The organism is Streptomyces sp. NPDC004647, from assembly GCF_040609575.1.
In the GTDB taxonomy this organism is placed as follows: domain Bacteria; phylum Actinomycetota; class Actinomycetes; order Streptomycetales; family Streptomycetaceae; genus Streptomyces.
The window spans coordinates 19,875-40,536 of the sequence record NZ_JBEXKU010000053.1 but is presented as its reverse complement, the minus strand read 5'-3'; the positions used below and the strand labels follow the sequence as shown (position 1 = coordinate 40,536).

21 protein-coding genes, 2 pseudogenes and 1 riboswitch are annotated in these 20,662 nt (G+C 71.6%); of the genes and pseudogenes, 12 read left to right on the top strand and 11 right to left on the bottom strand.

The window, feature by feature from the left end; all coding sequences use genetic code 11:
- Positions 1–109: 109 nt before the first annotated feature.
- Positions 110–535: a GNAT family N-acetyltransferase gene (locus ABZW18_RS22855; protein WP_356190225.1), complete on the bottom strand. Its 426-nt coding sequence runs from the start codon at positions 533–535 to the stop codon at positions 110–112.
- A gap of 602 nt (positions 536–1,137) precedes the next feature.
- On the opposite strand from ABZW18_RS22855, the gene ABZW18_RS22850 reads away from it, so the two are divergent.
- Both ABZW18_RS22850 and ABZW18_RS22845 read left to right on the top strand, forming a co-directional pair.
- A complete protein-coding gene (locus ABZW18_RS22850) occupies positions 1,138–1,362 on the top strand; it encodes an antitoxin (RefSeq protein ID WP_356190222.1) in 225 nt (74 codons plus the stop codon).
- Positions 1,359–1,730 carry a fic family toxin-antitoxin system, toxin component gene (locus ABZW18_RS22845; protein ID WP_356190219.1) on the top strand — a complete coding sequence of 124 codons (372 nt, stop codon included), beginning with the start codon at positions 1,359–1,361 and terminating at the stop codon, positions 1,728–1,730. The genes ABZW18_RS22850 and ABZW18_RS22845 overlap by 4 nt, the downstream gene beginning before the upstream one ends.
- On the opposite strand, the gene ABZW18_RS22840 is transcribed toward ABZW18_RS22845, so the two are convergent.
- The 4 genes from ABZW18_RS22840 to bioB form a co-directional block, all read right to left on the bottom strand.
- Complete coding sequence (locus tag ABZW18_RS22840) at positions 1,727–2,422, bottom strand: methyltransferase domain-containing protein (RefSeq protein WP_356190217.1); 696 nt, start codon at positions 2,420–2,422, stop codon at positions 1,727–1,729. The two genes, ABZW18_RS22845 and ABZW18_RS22840, sit on opposite strands and share 4 nt — an antisense overlap.
- 448 nt (positions 2,423–2,870) lie before the next feature.
- Positions 2,871–3,623, bottom strand: a complete 753-nt coding sequence (bioD, locus tag ABZW18_RS22835) for a dethiobiotin synthase (protein WP_356190214.1) — start codon at positions 3,621–3,623, stop codon at positions 2,871–2,873.
- A 112-nt stretch (positions 3,624–3,735) separates the two neighbouring features.
- Positions 3,736–5,040: an adenosylmethionine--8-amino-7-oxononanoate transaminase gene (locus tag ABZW18_RS22830; protein ID WP_356190212.1), complete on the bottom strand. Its 1,305-nt coding sequence runs from the start codon at positions 5,038–5,040 to the stop codon at positions 3,736–3,738.
- Positions 5,033–6,259 carry a biotin synthase BioB gene (gene bioB / locus ABZW18_RS22825; protein WP_356190210.1) on the bottom strand — a complete coding sequence of 409 codons (1,227 nt, stop codon included), beginning with the start codon at positions 6,257–6,259 and terminating at the stop codon, positions 5,033–5,035. The genes ABZW18_RS22830 and bioB overlap by 8 nt, the downstream gene beginning before the upstream one ends.
- Positions 6,260–6,404: 145 nt before the next feature.
- Here bioB and ABZW18_RS22820 point away from each other — a divergent pair, with 145 nt between their 5' ends.
- Positions 6,405–7,550: an 8-amino-7-oxononanoate synthase gene (locus ABZW18_RS22820; protein ID WP_356190208.1), complete on the top strand. Its 1,146-nt coding sequence runs from the start codon at positions 6,405–6,407 to the stop codon at positions 7,548–7,550.
- 254 nt (positions 7,551–7,804) lie between these two features.
- Positions 7,805–8,236, top strand: coding sequence for an ATP-binding protein (locus tag ABZW18_RS22815; protein WP_356190206.1), 432 nt, complete (start codon positions 7,805–7,807; stop codon positions 8,234–8,236).
- A 99-nt stretch (positions 8,237–8,335) separates the two neighbouring features.
- Here ABZW18_RS22815 and ABZW18_RS22810 read toward each other — a convergent pair whose 3' ends face one another.
- The 5 genes and pseudogenes from ABZW18_RS22810 to ABZW18_RS22790 form a co-directional block, all read right to left on the bottom strand.
- Positions 8,336–8,728 (bottom strand): VOC family protein, encoded by a 393-nt coding sequence (locus ABZW18_RS22810; RefSeq protein ID WP_356190203.1) that lies wholly within the window; start codon positions 8,726–8,728, stop codon positions 8,336–8,338.
- Positions 8,729–8,811: 83 nt separating this feature from the next.
- A pseudogene (locus tag ABZW18_RS22805) lies at positions 8,812–9,159 on the bottom strand (C40 family peptidase); the annotation flags it as partial.
- A 471-nt stretch (positions 9,160–9,630) separates the two neighbouring features.
- Positions 9,631–9,753 (bottom strand): annotated as a pseudogene (locus ABZW18_RS22800) (NlpC/P60 family protein); the annotation flags it as partial.
- 3 nt (positions 9,754–9,756) lie between these two features.
- Positions 9,757–9,957: riboswitch (cyclic di-AMP (ydaO/yuaA leader) on the bottom strand.
- 302 nt (positions 9,958–10,259) lie between these two features.
- On the bottom strand, positions 10,260–10,568 hold the full coding sequence (locus ABZW18_RS22795) for a hypothetical protein (RefSeq protein ID WP_356190200.1): 309 nt from the start codon (positions 10,566–10,568) through the stop codon (positions 10,260–10,262).
- Between the two features lie 6 nt (positions 10,569–10,574).
- The gene (locus ABZW18_RS22790; RefSeq protein ID WP_356190199.1) at positions 10,575–11,210 is read right to left on the bottom strand and encodes an ATP-dependent Clp protease proteolytic subunit; all 636 of its coding nucleotides are present in this window, start codon (positions 11,208–11,210) and stop codon (positions 10,575–10,577) included.
- 803 nt (positions 11,211–12,013) lie between these two features.
- On the opposite strand from ABZW18_RS22790, the gene ABZW18_RS22785 reads away from it, so the two are divergent.
- The 8 genes from ABZW18_RS22785 to ABZW18_RS22750 all read left to right on the top strand — a co-directional run bounded on the left by ABZW18_RS22785 (position 12,014) and on the right by ABZW18_RS22750 (position 19,546).
- Complete coding sequence (locus tag ABZW18_RS22785) at positions 12,014–12,307, top strand: type II toxin-antitoxin system Phd/YefM family antitoxin (RefSeq protein WP_356190197.1); 294 nt, start codon at positions 12,014–12,016, stop codon at positions 12,305–12,307.
- Between the two features lie 473 nt (positions 12,308–12,780).
- Positions 12,781–13,083 carry an urease subunit gamma gene (locus ABZW18_RS22780; RefSeq protein ID WP_356190194.1) on the top strand — a complete coding sequence of 101 codons (303 nt, stop codon included), beginning with the start codon at positions 12,781–12,783 and terminating at the stop codon, positions 13,081–13,083.
- Positions 13,084–13,099: 16 nt separating this feature from the next.
- A complete protein-coding gene (locus ABZW18_RS22775; RefSeq protein ID WP_356190192.1) occupies positions 13,100–13,411 on the top strand; it encodes an urease subunit beta in 312 nt (103 codons plus the stop codon).
- Positions 13,404–15,125: an urease subunit alpha gene (locus ABZW18_RS22770; protein WP_356190189.1), complete on the top strand. Its 1,722-nt coding sequence runs from the start codon at positions 13,404–13,406 to the stop codon at positions 15,123–15,125. Before ABZW18_RS22775 ends, ABZW18_RS22770 begins: the two co-directional genes overlap by 8 nt.
- A gap of 427 nt (positions 15,126–15,552) precedes the next feature.
- Positions 15,553–16,239: an urease accessory UreF family protein gene (locus ABZW18_RS22765; protein ID WP_356190260.1), complete on the top strand. Its 687-nt coding sequence runs from the start codon at positions 15,553–15,555 to the stop codon at positions 16,237–16,239.
- Positions 16,240–16,259: 20 nt separating this feature from the next.
- Entirely contained in the window at positions 16,260–16,955 is a 696-nt protein-coding gene (gene ureG, locus ABZW18_RS22760; RefSeq protein WP_356190258.1) for an urease accessory protein UreG, read from the top strand.
- Complete coding sequence (locus tag ABZW18_RS22755) at positions 16,952–17,740, top strand: urease accessory protein UreD (protein ID WP_356190187.1); 789 nt, start codon at positions 16,952–16,954, stop codon at positions 17,738–17,740. The genes ureG and ABZW18_RS22755 overlap by 4 nt, the downstream gene beginning before the upstream one ends.
- A 174-nt stretch (positions 17,741–17,914) precedes the next feature.
- Complete coding sequence (locus ABZW18_RS22750; protein ID WP_356190185.1) at positions 17,915–19,546, top strand: alpha/beta hydrolase; 1,632 nt, start codon at positions 17,915–17,917, stop codon at positions 19,544–19,546.
- Between the two features lie 172 nt (positions 19,547–19,718).
- Here the strand turns inward: ABZW18_RS22750 and ABZW18_RS22745 are convergent, their stop codons facing one another.
- The gene (locus ABZW18_RS22745; RefSeq protein WP_356190183.1) at positions 19,719–20,426 is read right to left on the bottom strand and encodes a lysophospholipid acyltransferase family protein; all 708 of its coding nucleotides are present in this window, start codon (positions 20,424–20,426) and stop codon (positions 19,719–19,721) included.
- Between the last annotated feature and the right edge of the window lie 236 nt (positions 20,427–20,662).

Here is a 20,662-nt window from a genome sequence, read left to right as displayed (position 1 = left end):
TGTGGCGGACGCTCACACCTTTCACTTCGGTACGGACGGACCACCCATGGTAAAGGAACAGCAAAAGGGCGGTGCCGGGCGGCGGAGGCGAGCCGCCGAGGTCCACGGGTCAGGCCGCCAGCGGCTTGACCCAGCGACTCCACTGAGGCTGACGGGCGTAGCCGGCCGCGCTCCACGCCTGATGCGCGAGCTCGTTGCGGTCCAGCACCATCGCGTCCCCGCGCCGTCCGCCCAGCGCGGTGAACCGGTCCTCGGCCGCCTTGAGCAGCGCGGTGGCAATGCCCTGACGGCGTCGGCCGGGGCGTACGGCCAGCCGGTACAGGTGGCAGCGCCAGCCGTCGAATCCTGCGATGACGGTGCCGGTGAGCTCGTCCCCGTACTCCGCGAGCAGCAGGGCACCGGGGTCGCGGGCGATGAGCCGTGACACGCCGTCCCGGTCGTCGCTGATGCTCGTGCCCTCCGCGGCCTCCGCCCAGAAGGCGAGGGCGGCGTCGAGGTCCGCGGGTGACGCGGCCCGTATCCGAAGATCACTCATGGGGGTATCCCATCACCGCCCGGCCCGCGGCCGCGACCGCTTTCCGCCCTGCGGGGCCGGCGCCACCGGGCCTGCGGAGCACCAGCCGGACGTTTCTCCACGGGATGGAGCGCGGTGACGCGCGAGAATGCCGGATCCGCTCCCTGCGCGGGCGCAACCGGTCCCATCGGCCTGGCCGGAGGCCGGAGTTGGTCGCTGGGGGATACCAAGGGTGCGCGGCTACTCGTGCGCGATGGCGGTCAGGACATTCATCCGCGAGGCGCGCAGCGCGCGGGCGGCAGTGCCGCCGCGAGGCCGACCACGATCGAGCCGATCACACCGCCACGACCGTCGGCCAGGGGATCACGAGAGCCTTCATCCCCTGCAGGGCCCGCGGCGCGCGCGGCGGTCTCCGCGCCGTCCGCCGTCTGTGCCGCAGGTGTGGGCAAGGCCGCTCCCCGAACAGGGATGTACCGTCCGTACGCGACAGAGGTCAAGCCCGGACGACGCGCCCGGCATCCCCCTGGGGGGCGGTCCCCGGCCCTCCCGACTCGTACCCGCGGAGGAACTGTACGCCCGGGGCGCGCTTGCCGGGGCTAGCGGAAGGGCGCTAGCTTTGGGGCGTGGCGAAAACACAGTTGAACGTCCGCGTGGACGAGACAACCGCCGAGACGGCGCGGCAGCGCGCCCTCCAGCGGGGGGTGAGCATGAACCGCTACATCGAGGAGCTCGTCCGCCAGGACGCGGGCGAAGTCGGCCATACGTTCGTCGAAGCCGCCGCCGACTTCATGAAGCAGTACCAGAATGTGTTCGCTGAGGAATTCGGCGAGGAGCGCAAACCCCGTTGACCTTGCGCATCGACCTCGCCTGGCTTCTGATGATCGCCGAACACAACACCCCGGGTGACCCCCAGGTCTCCGACTGGGGCGCACTCGTAGCCGCTGTCGGCCGGCACGACGCAGAGATATTCGGCGTGCCCGTCTACGCCGACCCGCAGGACCGCGCGGCCGCCCTGCTGCAACTGCTGCTGCACGTACCGGCGCTGGAGCGGTCGAACGCCATGTTCGCCTCCGCGGTCGCATACGCCTATCTCGTCGCCAGCGGATTGAAGATCGCGACCTCGCCCGAGCAGGTCCGCGACCTCGCCCGGCTGGTGAAGGACGGCACGGCGGACGTCGGCGCCATCGCCGACGAGCTGCGCACCTGGAGCCTTTAGCCGGGAGTTTCCGGACCGTCCTGGTCCGGTGGCCGCCGTGCCACGCCCAGCACATGCGCGGACGACGGCAGCGGCAGGCCCCGGTCGGGGACGCGCAGCCGGCGGTAGGTACCGACCTCGAACCCCGCCGCCCGGAGCGCCGCCAGGGTGTCACGCCCGGTGTGGCAGCCGCCGAACAGCAGCGGCCACACGGTGCGGTCCAGCGCCTGCTGGACCAGCGGCATCGCCCGGCCCTGCGCCCGCCCGTGCTCGTAGAAGCGCAGCTCGCCGCCCGGTCGCAGCACCCGGTGGATCTCCCCGAGGGACCGCGGCAGATCCCTGACGCTGCACAGCACCAGGGACACGACCACCGCGTCGAACCCCTCGCTCTTCACCGGAAGTGCCTCCGCCGCGCCCGGCACCACATCGACGGGCACTTCGGAGCGCAGGGCGGCTGCGGCGGCCAGCTGCCGCAGATGCCGCTCCGGCTCGATCGCCACCACCTCGGAGACGGTGGCGGGGTAGTGCGCGAAGTTCAGCCCGTTACCCGCCCCGATCTCGATCACCCGCCCGGAGAGCCCGTCGAGCAGCTCGTCGCGGTGGGCGGCGACGCCGGCCTTGTCCTCGGCGAGCACGCTGATCCAGGCGTAGAAGCGGGCGAAGAGCGGATGGTGCACGGGATCGCGCGGAACCGTGGGGCTGCGCAGAGGCATGGCGGGTCCCTTCTCCGGCGGACGGCGCTCACGGCGATTGTGCCCCCGCGCGGGCGACTTGCGCTGCACCCGCGGACGAATCCACCGGACGAGCAGGTTCAGCGCGACGACGCGGAACTCGTTGCGGTCCGGACCGCGAAGCCCCGGACGGCCTCCTGCACAGTCGGCGGCAGTCCGGCCGGCCCTGATCGTGCCGAGGCCCGGTGCCGGGACGGCAGCCCGCTCGATCGCGTCGACCTCGGTGTCGGGATGGCAGCCGGTGTTCGACCGGTTGCGCTCACCGGCGGGTAGGCAGGCCGTACGAACGCGTGTGGCTCGGTATCGGACCAGCCGACGGATCTCTCCCCGCCGCAGCCGTCGGACGAGCCCTCGGACCCCCCGCAGCGGCGCTGACCCGCACTGACGGCGATACATGAGGCCCTGTTCCAGGCGCGCGTGCGCGCGGGCGTCAGCGTACGGCCGTGCCTCCGCCGCCCGGCCGATGGCCGGACCGCATCCGCGCCGCGAAGGCATCCGGGTCCCAGCTGCCGCCCAGCGCGGGCACGAGCCAACTCCCCGCCCCCGCACGGAAGTCCGCGGGCCTCAGCGACCCCGCGCCCTGCGGAATCGCACCGAGCAGCGGCGCGCCCGCCGCCTCCGGCAGGTCGGCGAGGTTGCAGCGCGCCGCGAGGTCCGGATCGTACGGCCAGCTGCCCACGACCACCCCCGCGCACTCCAGTCCGCGGCCCCGCAACGCCTCCGCCGTCAGTGCCGTCGAGTTGAGCGTGCCCAACCCGGCCGGTGCGACGATCAGCACCGGCGCGCCCAGCAGCCCCGCCGCGTCCGCCAGCGTGCCGCCGTCGTCGTCGAAGCGGACGAGCAGCCCGCCCGCCCCCTCGACCAGCACCAGGTCGTGTTCGGCAGCCAGTTTCCCGGCCGCCTCGGCCACATCCTGCGGCTTCACCGGGGCGAGACCGGCCCTCCGGGCGGCGGTCGCGGGGGCCAACGGCTCGGGGAAGCGGGCGAGTTCGACCGCCGTTACGGGTCCGGCGAGGCGAGCCACCTCAGCCGCATCGCCCGGCTCGTCCGCGTTCACACCCGTCTGCGCGGGCTTCAGCACGGCCACCGACCGCCCCTCGCGCAGAGCGGCGGCGGCCATCGCTGCGGTGGCCACGGTTTTTCCGATCTCCGTGCCCGTGCCCGTGACGACGATGACCGCCATGACTCCCCTACCTCTCTCGATTCCTGTGCCCACCGGCACAAACCGCGATCACACCGACGACCGTGCGGGAGCCCGACCCGGCCGGGGGCCCGGCCCGGTCACGGCCGGGCGCTCAGCCCGCCGACGCGGCCGCGCACACCGCCGCGCAGATCCTTGCCAGGTCGTCGTCACCCGTGATGTACGGCGGCATGGTGTAGATGAGGTCGCGGAACGGGCGCAGCCACACCCCTTCGCGCACCGTCGCCCGGCTCGCCGCCGCCATGTCCACCTCGTGGTCGAGCTGTACGACGCCGATCGCTCCCAGCACCCGTACGTCCCGGACCCCCGGCAGACCTTTCGCCTCGGCCAGTCCTGCCCGCAGCCCGGCCTCGATCCGCTTCACCTCCTGCGCCCAGTCGTACGAGAGCAGCAGGCCGATCGAGGCCTCCGCGACCGCAGCGGCGAGCGGATTGGCCATGAACGTCGGACCGTGGGCGAGCACCGGGACCTCGCCGCCGCTGATGCCCTCGGCCACCGTCGATGTGCACAAGGTGGCCGCCATCGTCAGATAGCCGCCGGTCAGGGCCTTGCCGACACACATCACATCGGGGGAGATCCCCGCGTGTCCGGCCGCGAACAGTGCGCCCGTACGCCCGAATCCGGTGGCGATCTCATCCAGCACCAGCAGCACGCCGTACTCGTCGCAGATCTCGCGCAGCAGCCGCAGGCAGCCGGGGGAGTGGAAGCGCATACCGCCCGCGCCCTGCACCACCGGCTCGACGATCACGGCAGCCAGCTCGTCGGCGTGGCGCGCGACCAGCTCCCGCAGCTGCGCCTCGTACGCCTCGTCCCGCTCGGCGTCGAAGCCGGCAGGCGGGGCGTCCGCGAAGATCTGCCGCGGCAGCACGCCCGACCACAGGTGGTGCATGCCGCCATCCGGGTCGCACACCGACATCGGCTGCCAGGTATCACCGTGGTAGCCACCGCGCCAGGTGAGCAGCCGCTGCTTGGCCGGTTTGCCCACCGACCGCCAGTACTGCAGGCACATCTTCACCGCGACCTCGACCGACACCGAACCGGAGTCGGCCAGGAAGACGTGCCGCAGCGGCTCCGGGGTGATCTCCACCAGCCGGGCGGCAAGCCGTACCGCGGGCTCGTGGGTGAGCCCGCCGAACATCACATGGCTCATCCGCTCCAGCTGGGAGCGGGCGGCCTCGTTGAGCACCGGGTGGTTGTAGCCGTGGATCGCGGACCACCACGAGGACATTCCGTCGATGAGCTCGGCATGCCCTTCGGCCGGCTCGGCGAGCCGCAGCCGGACCCCGGCTGCGGACTCCACTACGAGCGGCTCCTGCCGGCCGGGCATCGGACCGTACGGATGCCAGACGTGCTGCCGGTCCAGGGCCAGCAGCTCGCCGGTGGTCAGCGGCTTACGCATTGGGCGCGAGGTCGGTGCCCGCGCCGCGGCGGCGGACCGCGACCAGGTCCCTACGGGCGTCGCCCGCCGGTGCCGCCGCGGGCACGGCCGGCGCCTCGGGGATGCCCGTGGTCTCGGTGACGCCCGGGGCCTCGGCCGTGCCGCCGTCGCCGCACGGCGCGCAGCCGCCCCCGCCGTGCGAGCCGCAGCCCGCTCCCGCCGCGGCCAGGGCCTCCGCGCGGTGTTCGGGCAGCGTCGTGGTGCCGGCGCCCTCCACCTCGAAGCCCGCGTCGGCGATCATGTCCAGGTCGGCCTTGCCCTCCTGGCCCTCGCTGGTCAGGTAGTCACCGAGGAAGATCGAGTTGGCCAGGTGCAGGGCGAGCGGCTGGAGCGACCGCAGATGCACCTCGCGCCCGCCCGCCAGACGTACCTCCACGTCCGGGCAGACGAACCGCACCATCGCCAGGATGCGCAGCGCCCGCTGGGGGGTGAGGTTCCACTCCTTCCCCAGCGGAGTCCCCTCGAAGGGGATGAGGAAGTTGACCGGCACCGAGTCGGGGTCCAGGTCGCGCAGCGCGTAGACCACGTCCACCAGGTCCTCGTCCGACTCGCCCATGCCCGCGATCAGTCCGGAGCACGCCGACAGTCCCGCGACCTGCGCCTGCCGCACGGTCGACACCCGGTCGGAGTAGTCGTGCGTGGTGCAGATGTCCCCGTACGTCTCCTCGGAGGTGTTCAGGTTGTGGTTGTACGCGTCCGCGCCCGCCGCACGCAGCCGCTCGGCCTGTCCGTCCGCGAGCAGCCCGAGGCACGCGCACACCTCGACGCCCTCGTTCTGCTCCTTGATGGCCTCGATCGTCTGCGAGACCCGGTCCACGTCCCGGTCGGTCGGTCCGCGCCCGCTGGCCACCAGGCAGACGCGCTTGGCGCCCCCGGCGACTCCCGCGCCCGCCGCCGCGGCGGCCTCGTCGGGCTTCAGCCAGGTGTACTTGAGGATCTCGGCCTTGGAACCCAGCCGCTGGGAGCAGTACGAGCAGTCCTCGGGGCACAGCCCGGACTTCAGATTGACCAGATAGTTGAGCTTCACCCGGCGCCCGAACCACTGGCGGCGCACCTTGCCGGCCGCTGCCACCACATCCAGCAGTTCGTCGTCCTGGGTGGCCAGCACGGCGAGAGCCTCTTCCCGGGTGGGCAGCTCGCGTCGCAGCCCCTTGTCCACCAGCGTCTTCAGCAGGTCCATGGCCCAGATCCTCGCCTACGGCACCGTCCTCGGCCAAGGAGAGATCGCACAACAGAGCCCGATCGAGGTGTGTGTATTGCCACACCCTGACCGTGGCGCCCCGCCGCTACGGTTTGGGCAGACCCGACAGACGCAAGGACGGCCGATGCCCCACGACCCGTTCGACTGGATCGACGAGCAGGCGCGGACGCGCCGCCGCGCAGGGCTCGTACGCAAGCTGCGGCCGCGCCCCGCCGACTCCCCGCTCCTCGACCTGGCGAGCAACGACTACCTGGGTCTGTCCCGGCACCCGGAGGTCACCGGCGCCGCGGCCGAGGCGGCGCGCCGCTGGGGCGCGGGCGCCACGGGCTCCCGACTGGTCACCGGCAGCACCGAGCTGCACGCCGAGCTCGAGACAGAGCTCGCCCGCTTCTGCGGTTTCGAGGCGGCTCTGGTGCTGTCCTCCGGCTACGCCGCCAACCTCGCCGCCGTCACTGCGCTGAGCGACCGCGGCACACTCGTCGTCTCCGACGCGGGCAACCACGCCTCGCTCATCGACGGCTGCCGGCTCTCCCGCGCCGAGACGGCCGTGGTGCCGCACAGGGACCCGGAGGCCGTCCGCAAATCACTGGACGGCCACGACGGCCGGGCGCTCGCCGTCACCGACTCGGTGTTCTCCGTCGACGGCGACGCCGCCCCGCTGCCGGGACTCGCCGCCGCCTGCCGGGCGTACGGTGCGGGCCTGCTCGTCGACGACGCGCACGGCCTGGGTGTCCTCGGCGACGGCGGACGCGGCGCCCTGCACGCGGCCGGACTCGCGGGATCCGCCGGCACGGTCGCCACCGTGACCCTGTCCAAGTCGCTCGGCAGCCAGGGCGGAGCCGTTCTCGGCCCGGCCCGGGTGATCGAGCACCTGGTGAACACCGCCCGGACGTTCATCTTCGACACCGGGCTGGCCCCGGCCGCGGTGGGCGCGGCCCTCGCGAGCCTGCGGCTGCTGGCCCGGGAACCGGAGCGCGCGGCGCGCGCCCGTACGGTCGCCGCCGCGCTCCACCGACAGCTGACGGCGGCGGGGCTCGCCGCAGTCCGGCCGGACGCCTCCGTGGTCTCCGTACGGGCCCCTGCCCCGGAGGCGGCACTGCGCTGGGCCGCCGACTGCCGCGCCGCCGGACTGGTGGTGGGCTGCTTCCGCCCGCCGTCCGTACCCGACGGCATCTCACGGCTGCGCCTGACGGCACGTGCTGACCTGACGGACCAGCAGATCGCCGAAGCAGTGGGCGTGATCGTCGCGACCGCCCCCACTGCTGCCTGACGCCTCGCCCGCGGGCGACGAACGCTCCGGCCGCGCACTGCCCGCTCGTCGTTCACCGCAACGAACCGGTCAAATACGCTTTTCCGTGGCAGAGTTCACCGCTTCGAGCGACGATTCCTGCGCATCTCGGTGGATCGTCCCCGGTCCGGACAGCGCGAGTGGCACTCTGGCGCCCAACGCTGTCCGAAGCCGACTCCGACCTCACTCCACAGCGTCTCGGGGCACGGCCTCGGCGGGAAAGGGACACCGCCGCCATGGCAGACCACCAGGAAGCATCCGTCACCCTGCTGAGCGCCCCGGCCTCGGTCACCACCGCCCGAAGATACGTCTCGGACGTCCTTGCAGAATGGGGCCTTCCGGCAGGTGCGGAGAGAGCCGATGCCGTACTGCTCATCGTCTCCGAGCTGGCCACGAATGCCGTCCTGCACACCTTCGGCCAGTCGCCCACGTTCACGGTGGACCTCCAGCTCGACCGGGACGAGCAGCTGCGCATCGGGGTCACCGACAGCCACCCGCGCCGACCGCAGCGGCTGCCCGCGGCGGTGCAGCAGGACAACGGCCGCGGCATGGTCATCATCCGCTGGCTGACCGCCGAGTCCGGCGGCAGACTCTCCGTCACGCCCACTGCGGAGGGCGGGAAAACCGTCTGGATCGCCCTGCCGTGGAAGGTGGCCGACTGCTCCTGACAGCTTTCTGTCCCCGCGTCAGGGGCACCGCTCTCGTACGGCCGAAGCCGCCGCGCAACCGGTCCGCGGGTCACCGCGCCGCCACTGCCGGGCCGCGGCTCAGGCCGTGAGACCCCGCTCGGCGGCGCTGCGCTCGACACAGAACTCGTTGCCCTCCGGGTCGGCCATGACCACCCAGCCGAGGCCGTCGTCCGTACGGTGGTCGGCCACGACCTCGGCGCCGAGCCCGGCCAGCCGCCCGACTTCGGCGTCCCGGGTGTCGGTCGGCGGCTGGATGTCGAGATGGATCCGGTTCTTCACGGTCTTGTCCTCGGGAACCCGAAGGAACAGCAGGCCGGGCACTCCGGACTGCCCCGACTCGAGCAGCACCGCGTCGTCGCCCGGATCGGAGTCCTCCAGCAGCCAGCCCGTGAGCGCCGACCAGAACTGGGCCTGGGCGTAGGGATCACGAGCGTCGAAGGTGATGTGCCGGACCGGGTTCGGGAAGGGCATGCGACTCCTCGCGGCTGCGGTAGGTGATCCCTGATCGCACTCAACCTAGCCGCGGCGACGGACAGTCGGAGTCTCTTCCCGGCTCAACTCACCCGGCCGTAAGTGACGTTGCTGGTCCAGAGCTTCTCCAGGCGCACCACCGCACCGGGTTTGGGGGAGTGCCAGATCATGTCATTGCCGGCGTAGATGCCGACGTGGTGGATGTAGCCGCCGCCCGAGCCGAAGAAGACCAGGTCGCCGGGCTGACGCTGGGAAGCGGGGATGTGCCGGGTGTTGTTGTACTGCGCGGCCGCCGTGCGCGGCAGTTGCTTGCCCGCGCGCTTGAAGGAGTACTGGGTGAGCCCTGAGCAGTCGAACCGGTTCGGGCCTTCGGCACCCATCTGGTACGGGGACCCCTCCTTCGAGGCGGCCACCCGGAGAGCCGTGCTCCCGGTCGCCGCCGCAGTCGCTCCCTTGGGAGACTTGGGCGACTTGGGAGCTGGGGGGCGCTTCGCCGGCTTGCCCTTGGACGGGCGGGAGCTCGGCGTCGTCACCCTGCCCTTGCCCTCGGCCTCGTCCTTGTCCTTGGGGGCTGCGGGGCGCTGTTTCGGCGGCCTGGCCTGCGGCGGTTCGGCATCCGGCTTCGACGGCTCGGCCCGGGGCGGCCCGGTGCCGGGCGACGGCTCCAGGACCGGGAGTCTCTGGGGACCGGACGAATCGGGACCGGTTGCCGGTGGTGGGTTGCCAGGGGCCGGGCTCTCGTTCTCCGGTGACAGAACGTCAGGCGTTGGGTCCCGGTGGCCGGGTTCCAGGACCGGCCCTCCCATCGGCTGGGTGTCAGGCGACAGCACCTGCTCGCCGAAAGCGTCGAAATCCGGTGGCGCCGAGGTGAATTGGGATGATTCATGCCCTGGGGGCGGCGGCGCCGCCAGGGCTTCCGTCGCGGCACCAGGAGCCAGCAGGCTCCCACCGAAAGCGGCCAGAGTGAGCGCCGAAGCGGTGCCGGCCCGACAGAACAGAGACGGGACGTGTCCATTCGCAGCCATGTGCGACCCTTCGTCAGCCGCCTGTGAGGGATGGCCTGTCGGGTTCGGGCTGGCGAAGATGCCCGGCCGCCGCAGCGGCTTCACCCCGAGGGGCGACCGGAGTTCCCGGTCGGCCCCGAACTGATCGGGTCCTCCACTCCTGCCGAAAGCACTCCGTGTCGACCAGACATCCGGCGCGGCGGCAGGATTCGGCGTCCGCCCGGACCGCCCCGCCGAGGTGGCGGGGGCTTGTCGTCCACGGATAGTCCCCACGCCCATGGCAGATTCCGTGCATAACGCGCACTATGTGATGTTCATCACATATGCGTCATTAGGGTTAGAAGTACATGCTGTGATCGGTTTGTCCGACATCATGCAAGCGCCCCCACCAGCGGCGGATGCCCCTACCCCGCGCAGCACCGATGCGATCTCCGCGCAAGTCGATCAACCCTTGCCGCCTGCTCCCCGGTCCATCTATCGAGGGAGTCCGTTCGGCTGCACCGGCCGCCGGACGAGGTGACGCTTCATCAACCCGACGGCTCGGGCGGGACGGTGACCCGCGCGCCCCGCCGCTCACCGTCGAGCACCCGCAACGCTCGCGCCAGGGTGGCGGCATGTACCTGGCTCTCGCCGCGCTCGTGCATGAGCGCCAGCGCGTCCCGGAGCGCCGCGGCCCTGCTCACCAAGGCCTGGGCTGCGCGGAAGCCCCCGTAGGTGTCGGAGGTCCGGGCCGGATTGATCCGCCCCAGCAGGTCGAGCACCTCCAGGTATCGGTCCACCAGGTCGCTCTCGGCTCGGGTGAGTGCGGGCAGCGGGGGAAGTTCGGGCGGCAGCACGGTGAATCACCCCGCGCCGAACAGCGAACTCGCCTGCTTGCGGCTCTGCACGATCCTGTCCGCGAGCCCGTACGCGACCGCCTCCTCGGCCTGGAAGATCTTGTCGCGCTCGATGTCGGCGCCGATCCGTACGGGGGCCTGGCCGGTGTGCCGGGCGAGCATCTCCTCCAGCACGTCGCGCATGCGCAGCAGTTCCTTGGCCTGGATGTCCAGATCCGACGTCTGCCCCTGGATCGGCTCCGAGAAGGAGGGCTGGTGGATGAGCACCCGGGAGCCCGGCAGCATCAGCCGCTTGCCCGGGGCGCCCGCGGCGAGGAGCACCGCGGCGGACGAGGCGGCCTGGCCGAGGCAGATCGTCTCGATGTCGCAGGTGACGAACTGCATCGTGTCGTAGATCGCCGTCATCGCGGTCGTCGAGCCGCCGGGGGAGTTGATGTAGAGCGAGATGTCCCGGTCCGGAGCGGCGTGCTCGAGATGCATGAACTGCGCCATCACGTCGTTTGCCGAGGTGTCGTCGATCCGGGTGCCGAGAAAGACGATGCGTTCCTCGAGGAGCTTGGAGTACGGGTCCATCGTGCGGGTCCCGGAGCTGGTGCGCTCCGTGAACTCCGGCAGGAGATAGCGGACTGTCGGTCGGTCCATCACTGCGCCTCTCGTCTGCACTCCGATGAGGGAGGCCTCCGGTAAAAAATGTACAGGACGTACATCCTGTTCGGTGGGGATGCTGCCCTGCCGATCGAGAGGGGTCAACAGATCAATCGAGAGGGTCAACAGATCAGAGGCACTTTTGGGCCGATTCGTGAGGCTCAGGCCTCGCGATTTCTCACAGCGCGAACGGCGGCTCCGGTGCATCCGCGGTGATGCGCGGATCTTCAACGCTTGGCCGGGCGCAGGCCCGCTGGGTGACGTTGGCGTTCGTGTGTCCGCGCCGCCCGCGACGTCCGGCTCGCCGCCGTTCCCAGGAACTGCCCGCGCCGGAGCCTGCGTTGGCCGCGGTTCGTTGACTGCGGTCCAGCCGGAGAGATGCCAAATTGCGGCAGCAGACCGGACAAGGTGACTGGCGGTGTCCCTCCGTGGTGCGCCGAGAGGGTGGGCGGAGTGCCCTTGCGCTCCACATGCCACGGTGACTCCCGAGATGACGTAACCGCTTGCGCATGTCGGGACGAATCGCACCCCCGGTCTGCTCCTGGCAGGCCGATGAAGGTCATCGGGACGCGTCGCTCGACGGAGGCCCGGTCACACGTTGCCGCCGCGCAGACGGCAGATGTCCCGGCACATGGAGAGACCCCGGGCCTCCCACTGAGGGGAGCCGGGGCCTTGTCGTCCGTTTCCCACACGCGTCACATCCTGGCCGGACAGTTCGGATCTCCGAGCCTCTGACCTGGACTGATTGGGCTTGCCCCGGAATCCCTGGACGCCCGCGGACGCCCGTTAGGCTGGGGAGCATGGCCTACGAGATTCCGGTGACGCAAGCCCGAGCCGAGCTGGCGGATCTGATCAACCGCGTGGTGTACGGCGGTGAGCGGGTTGTCGTGACGCGCCACGGAAAGCCGCTCGTGGCCCTGGTCTCCGCTGCTGACCTGGAGCGACTCGAGCAACTGGATGCGGCCCCGGAGGAGCAGGTCATCTCGACGGTCTCGTTGGTCCGGCCCGGCGCATCCGCTGAAGGCGAACGGCGCCGCTTCGGCATCGCCGCGGAGCACCGCGGCTCGGACGGCGGCGGTCGGCGGGGCCGGTAGGCCCGGAGCCCGACCGGTGGAAGGCCGTGCACGAGCGGTCCGCTGCGGCGGATGGCTACGGCCGCCCGGGTGATCCGCTCCGGTCCCTCCTCAGCCGGCCGGGTGGGGGCTCGGCTCGTCACACGCCACACCGGTCGTCACACGCCACGCCGGCCGACGCTTCGGGCACCGGGCCCCGGCCCGGCAGCCACCGAAATGCCGGGCGCCCGGCATGGGTGGAGCGCGTGGAGAGCTACAGCCTGTGCGGCGTGGTGCCTCTGACCGGGAATCGTGCGAGTTAACGCCCCCGAAACTCCACAGAACTAACCTGCGCCCACCGGGGCGTGACACGGCCGAGCCGCAGGTCGGAGCCAGGTCCGCCGGTGCGGAGGTGTGTTACATCTTCTTCCGTAACGCGTCGGCGCCGCGTCCCGGTCCGGCCCCGGGCTCCTTCGCCCGAGGGTGGAAGAGCCGACGACTGTGAGGTGGGAAGCGTGCAACTGACCCCGCACGAGCAGGAACGACTGCTCATCCACGTGGCCGCGGACGTGGCCGAGAAGCGCAGGGCGCGCGGGGTGCGGCTCAACCACCCCGAAGCGATCGCGCTCATCACCTCGCACATCCTGGAAGGCGCCCGCGACGGCCGGACCGTCGCCGAGCTGATGTCCTCCGGCCGCAAGGTGCTCACCCGCGACGACGTCATGGACGGCATCCCCGAGATGATCCACGACGTGCAGGTCGAGGCGACCTTCCCGGACGGCACGAAGCTCGTCACCGTTCATGAGCCGATCGCCTGACGGGGGAGTGCCGCGCATGATTCCCGGAGAGGTGCTGTACGGGGTGGGGCCGGTGCCGCTCAACTCCGGCCGCCCCGTCACCCGTATCACCGTCCTCAACACCGCTGACCGGCCCGTTCAGGTCGGCTCGCACTACCACTTCGCCGAGGCCAACCCCGGTCTCGACTTCGACCGTGCGGCTGCTCGCGGACTGCGGCTGGGCATCGCCGCCGGAACCGCCGTCCGCTTCGAGCCCGGCATCCCCGTCGAGGTCGAACTGGTGCCGATCGCCGGCCGGCGGGTCGTTCACGGACTGCGCGGCGAGACCGGAGGTTCCCTCGATGGCTGAACTGTCCCGCGCCGCGTACGCCGACCTCTTCGGCCCCACCGCCGGCGACCGCATCCGGCTCGCCGACACCGGCCTCCTCGTCGAGATCGAGCAGGACCTGGCCGGCGGCCCCGGATCCGCGGGAGACGAAGCGGTGTTCGGTGGCGGCAAGGTGATCCGCGAGTCCATGGGCCAGGCCCGTACGACCCGCGCCGAGGGTGCCCCCGACACCGTCGTCACCGGCGCCGTCATCGTCGACCACTGGGGTGTCGTCAAGGCCGACCTCGGTATCCGGGACGGCCGGATCACCGGCATCGGCAAGGCCGGCAACCCGGACACCATGGACAACATCCATCCGGATCTCGTCATCGGGCCGGAGACCGAGGTCATCGCCGGGAACGGCAAGATCCTCACGGCCGGTGCGATCGACGCCCACGTCCACTTCATCTGTCCGCAGATCGCCGACGAGGCGCTCTCCGCCGGCATCACCACGCTCGTCGGCGGCGGCACCGGCCCCGCCGAGGGCACGAAGGCGACCACCATCACCCCCGGACCGTGGCACCTCGCCCGGATGTTCGAGGCACTGGAGGCGTATCCGGTCAACATCGGGCTGCTCGGGAAGGGCAACACCACCTCCCGTGAGGCGATGCACAGCCAGCTCCGCGGCGGAGCGCTGGGCTTCAAGATCCATGAGGACTGGGGGGCGACCCCCGCCGTCATCGACGCCTGTCTGGGCGTGTGCGAGGAGACCGGCGTCCAGCTCGCGGTCCACACCGACACGCTCAACGAGGCCGGTTTCATCGGTGACACGCTCGCCGCGATCGCGGGCCGGTCGATCCACGCCTACCACACCGAGGGCGCGGGTGGCGGGCACGCTCCCGACATCATCACCGTGGTCTCCGAGCCCAACGTGCTGCCCAGCTCGACGAATCCCACCCGGCCGCACACCGTCAACACCGTCGAGGAACACCTCGACATGCTGATGGTCTGTCACCATCTCAACCCCGCCGTGCCCGAGGACCTCGCCTTCGCCGAGTCCCGTATCCGGCCCAGCACGATCGCCGCTGAGGACGTGCTGCACGACCTCGGCGCCATCTCGATCATCTCCTCCGACTCGCAGGCCATGGGCCGGGTCGGGGAGGTCGTGCTGCGTACCTGGCAGACCGCGCACGTCATGAAGCAGCGGCGCGGGGCGCTGCCCGGCGACGGGCGCGCGGACAACCACCGAGCCCGTCGATATGTCGCCAAATACACCATCAACCCGGCCGTCGCCCAGGGGCTGGACGACGAAATCGGCTCGGTGGAGAGCGGAAAGCTCGCCGACCTCGTGCTGTGGGACCCGGCGTTCTTCGGCGTCAAGCCGCAACTGGTCATCAAGGGCGGACAGATCGCCTACGCGCAGATGGGGGACGCCAACGCGTCCATCCCGACGCCGCAGCCGGTCATGCCCCGCCCGATGTTCGGCGCAGTGGGCCGTGCCCCGGCGGCGAACTCCCTGAACTTCGTCGCCCCCGCCGCGATCGAGGACGACCTTCCGGAGCGGCTGGGGCTCGGCAAGCGGTTCACAGCGATCCGCAGCACGCGCAGTGTCGGCAAGGCCGACATGCGGGAGAACGACGCCCGTCCGCACGTCGTGGTCGACCCCGACACCTTCACGGTCACCATCGACGGCACTCCGGTCGATCCGTCCCCGGCCGCGGAACTGCCCATGGCCCAGCGGTACTTCCTCTTCTGACGGGCGGGTCGGCACGATGAGCACCTCGGCAGACGCCCGGCGGGAAGCCCGGGGGGAGTTCCCCTCGGCGCGCCACCCGGCCGTCGGCGCGGGGCACATGACGCCGGGCGGCTCGGACGTCGGGCAGCCGGACCTCGGACGGCAGGACATCGGGCGGCCGGGCGTGAGGCAGCCGGACCTTGCGAGTGCCCCGGCCGCGGGTGCTGTGGATGTGAGCGAGCCGGTGGGCAGTGCCGGGCGCCACGCCGGGCGTGCCGCGGCCGGTGATGCGGTGGACACCGCCGCGAAGGTCTCGTCCGTGTACGGCATCGGCGCCGACCCGCCCGAGCCGTGCCAGTGCGCCCCGGACGGCACCGAGCAGGGCTCCGCCGGTGCCCCGGCCCCGGGCGGAGTGTCCGCGCGCCGACCGGGACCCTCCGTGGACGACGTGAGCCCGCCCGCCGCCCGCGCCGCGCTGCTCGTGCTCGCCGATGGCCGCTTCCCCGCAGGTGGACACGCTCACTCAGGGGGAGCGGAGGCCGCCGTCGAGGCGGGCCGTATCCGGGATGCGGTCACCCTCGGCGACTTCTGCCGGGGCAGGCTGCACACCGCCGGGCTCACCGCCGCGGCACTGGCGGCGGCGGCCGCCGCCGGGGTCGACCCGCTCGAGCTGGACGAGGCCGCCGACGCCCGGACGTCCGTGCCCGCACTCCGCGGCACCGCACGCCGCCTCGGCCGGCAGATGATGCGTGCGGCCCGCGCCGTCTGGCCGTCGCCGGAGCTCGACGCGCTCGCCGCCGCCAGGCCGCGCGGTGCGCACCAGCCCGTCGTCCTCGGGCTCCTCGCCCGCGCAGCCGGGCTGACGCCGCTCGACGCCGCGCACACCGCCGCGTACGAATCCGTCAGCGGACCCTCCACCGCGGCCGTACGCCTCCTCGGCCTCGACCCCTTCGAGGCCACCGCCGTCCTCGCCCGGCTCGCGCCGGCGCTCGACGAGGTGGCCCGGCAGGCGGCGGAGGCCGCGGACCGCGCACTCCGGGAAGGCGTCGACGCCCTGCCCGCCGCCTCGGCCCCGCTGCTCGACATCGCCGCCGAGCAGCACGCGGCCTGGTCCGTACGTCTGTTCGCCTCGTGAGTCCAACCACCGGAGCTGTGATGCACCTCGACCACCCAGAGACCTTCCCCCAGCGGCACACCGCCGGCGCCGCGGCCCCACGGCGCCCCGACGGCACCCGCCGCGCCCTGCGCATCGGCCTCGGCGGTCCGGTGGGTTCCGGCAAGACCGCGACGGTCGCCGCCTTGTGCCGGACGCTCCGCGACGAAATCTCCATCGCCGTGGTCACCAACGACATCTACACCCGCGAGGACGCTGAATTCCTACTGCGCAACGCCGTCCTGCCGGCGGAGCGCATCACCGCCGTCGAGACGGGAGCGTGCCCGCACACTGCGATCCGCGACGACATCTCCGCCAATCTCGAGGCGGTCGAGGATCTCGAGGACGCCGTCGGCCCGCTGGACCTGGTCCTGGTCGAGTCCGGCGGTGACAACCTCACCGCCACCTTCTCCAAGGGCCTTGTCGACGCACAGGTCTTCGTCATCGACGTCGCGGGCGGCGACGACATCCCCCGCAAGGGCGGCCCCGGTGTCACCACCGCCGATCTCCTCGTCATCAACAAGACCGACCTCGCGCCGTATGTCGGCTCGGACCTGGAGCGCATGGCCCGCGACGCCGAGGCCCAGCGCGGCGCCCTGCCCGTCGCCTTCACCTCCCTGTCCACCGAGGACGGCGTCAAGCCCGTCGCCGACTGGGTGCGCGCCCGGTTCACCGCCTGGACCGCGGACCCGGTGTGAGCAGCACCGCCGTAAGGGCCACCGCCCGGATCGCCGCTGCCCCCGACGGGCGTGGCGGCACCGCGCTGCCCGTCCTCGACGGCGACGGCCCGCTCGCCCTGCGGCGCATCCGCGCGCAGGGAGCCGAGGCCCGCGTGTGTGTGATCGGCGCGATGAGCGCGCCGCTGGGCGGCGACCGGCTCACGCTCGAGGCCACCGCGGAACCGGGAGCCACGCTGCACGTGACAGCGGCCGCGGCGACCGTCGCCCTCCCCGGGCGGACGGCGGAACCGGCGGCGTACGAGGTGCGGCTGAGCGCCGGAGACGGGGCCGAACTGCGCTGGCTCCCCGAGCCGTTGATCTCCGCCCAGGGCAGTGACCTGCGCCTGACGACCGCCGTACGGCTCGCTGCCACCGCGCGGCTCGTCCTGCGCGAGGAACAGGTCCTCGGCCGCACCGGCGAGGAGACCGGACGCCTCACCACCCGTCTCACCGTACGGATCGGCGACCGGCTGCTCCTCGACCAGGAGACGGCGTACGGCCCCGGGGCGCCCGGCTGGGACGGCCCGGCGGTGCTCGCCCACCACCGCGCTGTCGGCCAAATCCTCGTCGTGGACCCGGCGTTGGACGGTCAGGACGCGCAGACACACGTCCTGGGCGGCGACCCGGCCGGAGGCGCGGCGGTCCTCACCCCGCTCGCCGGACCCGCCGTCCTGGCCACGGCGGTCGCCCCGGACGCCCTGCACCTCCGCAGGCTGCTCGAGGACGCCGCGGCCATCTGTGCCTCCAACGCCGGGCCTGCCTAGGCACCTTCCGCCGCCGAGGTGTTCCCGAGCCGCCGAGCGCCGGGAAGTTGACGTCTTGGTAAAGAATCTCCGGCACGATCTATCGCTCCCCTGCCCGGAGACGAAAGGATCCTCTTTTGCAAGCTCTGTGATCACCGCGCCACGACCGGCGCACCAAGCAGGGGGAATGACATCGTGAGACGCACAGCGGTGCTCGGCTCGGCCGGCACACTGATAGCCGGAACGCTGATCGCCGGCGCCATGGTCGCGCCGAGCGCCAGCGCAGACGGAAAGCGACAGGGCGGCAACGCCGAGGCACGTGGCGTCCGGACGGCCGCCGCCCGGGCCGCTGAGAAGGGCATCGGCTGGAAGGACTGTCCGGCGGACTGGGGCCTGGCCAAGCCCGTTCAGTGCGGATATGTCACTGTTCCGGTCAACTACGCCAAGCCGAACGGCCGCACCATCAAGATCGCGGTTGACCGCGCGGTCAGCACTGGTACCGCCAAGGAGCGCCAGGGCTCCCTCGTCTACAACCCGGGCGGACCGGGCGGCTCCGGAATGCGCTTCCCGCTCCGGACCACCACCAAGAGCCCGCTGTGGGTGAAGACCGCCAAGGCGTACGACTTCGTGGGCTTCGACCCGCGCGGCGTCGGCCACTCCGCGGCCATCTCGTGTGTGGACCCGCAGGAGTTCGTCAAGGCGCCCAAGCTCGACCCGGTGCCCGACGGCGAGGCCGACAAGCGCGTCCAGCGCAAGCTGGCCAAGGAGTACGCGGACGGCTGCAAGGACCGCAGCGGCGCGATGCTGCCGCATATGACCACGCCGAACACCGCACGCGACCTGGACGTCATCCGGGCCGCGCTCGGCGAGAAGAAGCTCAACTTCCTCGGCGTCTCGTACGGCACCTACCTGGGCGGCGTGTACGCCACACTGTTCCCGGACCACCTGCGCCGCATGATCGTGGACAGCGTCGTCAACCCCTCGCGCCAGAAGATCTGGTACCAGGCCAACCTGGACCAGGACGTGGCCTTCGAGCTGCGCTGGAACGACTGGAAGGCCTGGGTCGCCAAGAACGACGCGGCCTACCACATCGGCGACACCCCGCAGAAGGTCCAGAAGCAGTGGGACACCCTGCGCGCGAAGGTCAGGAAGAACCCGGTCGGCGGGGTCGTCGGCCCGGCCGAGCTGCTCGGTTTCTTCCAGAGCGCGCCGTACTACGACTCCGCGTGGGCGTCGGTCGCGAGCGTCTGGAGCAAGTACCTCGCGGGAGACGAGAAGGCGCTGGTCGAGGCGGCCGGCCCGGACATGTCCGACACCGCCGGCAACATCTCCGCCGAGAACGGCAACGCCGTCTACACGGCGGTGGAGTGCGCCGACGCCAAGTGGCCGACCAGCTGGCGGAAATGGGACCGGGACAACACCCGGCTTCACCGGGACTACCCCTTCCTGACCTGGTCCAACGCCTGGATGAACCTGCCCTGCGCCACCTGGGGCGCCCCGCAGCAGACACCGCTGGAGGTCAAGACCGGCAAGGGCCTGCCGCAGGTGCTCATCGTGCAGTCCGCGCGTGACGCCGCCACCCCGTACGAGGGTGGCGTCGAGCTGCACAAGCGGCTCAAGGGCTCGCGGCTCATCACGGAGAAGGACGCCGGCTCGCACGGCGTCACCAGTCTGGTCAACTCCTGCATCAACGAGCGGGTGGACGCCTACCTGCTCAAGGGCACCGTTGACCGGCGCGACGTGACGTGCGAGCCGCACGCCACACCGAAGCCGGACCAGGCCGCGGCCGCCAAGAAGGCCGCTGCCGACCTGCCGACCGTGCACTGACCCCGCACGGCTGACACGGAACGAGGGGACGGCCGGACCTCCCGGCCGTCCCCTCGCCGTCTTCGGCCGTCCGGTCGCCGTCTCCGGCCGCCTCCGGCCGTCTCCGGCCGTCGACGCTGCGGGACCGGATCGGTCCGTGCGCCGATACACCCGTCAGTGCACCGATGCACCGTCAGTGCAACAGCCGCGGCCTGCGCTGCTGGGCATGCTGCTCGGCCTTGACGTCGGTGGCGTACCGGTCGACGTATTCCTGGTCCGACAACCGCAGGATCTCGTACATGATCTCGTCGGTGACCGCGCGGAGCGCCGCACGCTCGTCGGCCATGCCCGCGTAACGTGAGAACTCCAGCGGCTCTCCGAAGCGGATGGTGATCCGCTTGATGCGGGGGATCTTCCGTCCCGGCGGCTGCACCTCGAAGGTGCCGACCATGGCGCAGGGCACCACCGGTACCTGCGCCTTGAGCGCCATGGCCGCCACCCCGACGCGTCCCTTGTAGAGCCGCCCGTCGTGCGAACGCGTGCCCTCGGGATAGATCCCCAGCAGCTCCTCCTGGCTCAGCACACCCAGCCCTTCCTTGATGGCGTTCTGGGCGGCCTGCCGGCCCGAGCGGTCGACCGGGATCTGGCCGGCGCTGCGGAAGAACGCCGCCGTCAGCCGGCCCTTGAGCCCCGGCCCGGTGAAGTACTCGGCCTTCGCGAGGAAGGTGATCCGGCGGCGCAGAATCGCCGGCATCAGGAAGTGGTCGGAGAAGGAGAGGTGGTTTCCGGCGATGATCGCCGCACCCTCCTGCGGGACGTGCTCCAGACCCTCGATCCGCGGCCGGAACAGCAGCCGCAGCAGCGGCCCCAGAAGCACGTACTTGAGCACGTAGTAGAACACGGGGCGCTCCCTATTCTGCCGGAATCGACATCTGGGCTGCGTTGTGCCTGGTCATCGGGCATCCCGGGGGACGTCAGCGTAGGTGCAGATGTGGTCCCGTGTATCCGTCTCCGCCCGGACCCATGCTGAACCCTTGCCGATATTAGTGATGGGGCGTCAGATATGTGGCACATTGCTGCGACGGCACCGTATCTCTCCCGCACTCCGGTCCACCCGGGCCGGAGCGGGCAGGAGAG

Excerpts from the sequence above, each read along its gene's own strand:
- ABZW18_RS22775 (WP_356190192.1), top strand. The coding sequence starts at position 13,100 with ATGATTCCCGGAGAGGTGCTGTACGGGGTGGGGCCGGTGCCGCTCAAC.
- ABZW18_RS22785 (WP_356190197.1), top strand. The coding sequence starts at position 12,014 with ATGGCCTACGAGATTCCGGTGACGCAAGCCCGAGCCGAGCTGGCGGAT.
- ABZW18_RS22855 (WP_356190225.1), bottom strand. The coding sequence starts at position 535 with ATGAGTGATCTTCGGATACGGGCCGCGTCACCCGCGGACCTCGACGCC.
- ABZW18_RS22770 (WP_356190189.1), top strand. The coding sequence starts at position 13,404 with ATGGCTGAACTGTCCCGCGCCGCGTACGCCGACCTCTTCGGCCCCACC.
- ABZW18_RS22840 (WP_356190217.1), bottom strand. The coding sequence starts at position 2,422 with ATGCCTCTGCGCAGCCCCACGGTTCCGCGCGATCCCGTGCACCATCCG.
- bioB (WP_356190210.1), bottom strand. The coding sequence starts at position 6,259 with ATGGACCTGCTGAAGACGCTGGTGGACAAGGGGCTGCGACGCGAGCTG.
- ABZW18_RS22830 (WP_356190212.1), bottom strand. The coding sequence starts at position 5,040 with ATGCGTAAGCCGCTGACCACCGGCGAGCTGCTGGCCCTGGACCGGCAG.
- ABZW18_RS22790 (WP_356190199.1), bottom strand. The coding sequence starts at position 11,210 with ATGGACCGACCGACAGTCCGCTATCTCCTGCCGGAGTTCACGGAGCGC.
- ABZW18_RS22815 (WP_356190206.1), top strand. The coding sequence starts at position 7,805 with ATGGCAGACCACCAGGAAGCATCCGTCACCCTGCTGAGCGCCCCGGCC.
- ABZW18_RS22810 (WP_356190203.1), bottom strand. The coding sequence starts at position 8,728 with ATGCCCTTCCCGAACCCGGTCCGGCACATCACCTTCGACGCTCGTGAT.
- ureG (WP_356190258.1), top strand. The coding sequence starts at position 16,260 with ATGCACCTCGACCACCCAGAGACCTTCCCCCAGCGGCACACCGCCGGC.
- ABZW18_RS22820 (WP_356190208.1), top strand. The coding sequence starts at position 6,405 with ATGCCCCACGACCCGTTCGACTGGATCGACGAGCAGGCGCGGACGCGC.
- bioD (WP_356190214.1), bottom strand. The coding sequence starts at position 3,623 with ATGGCGGTCATCGTCGTCACGGGCACGGGCACGGAGATCGGAAAAACC.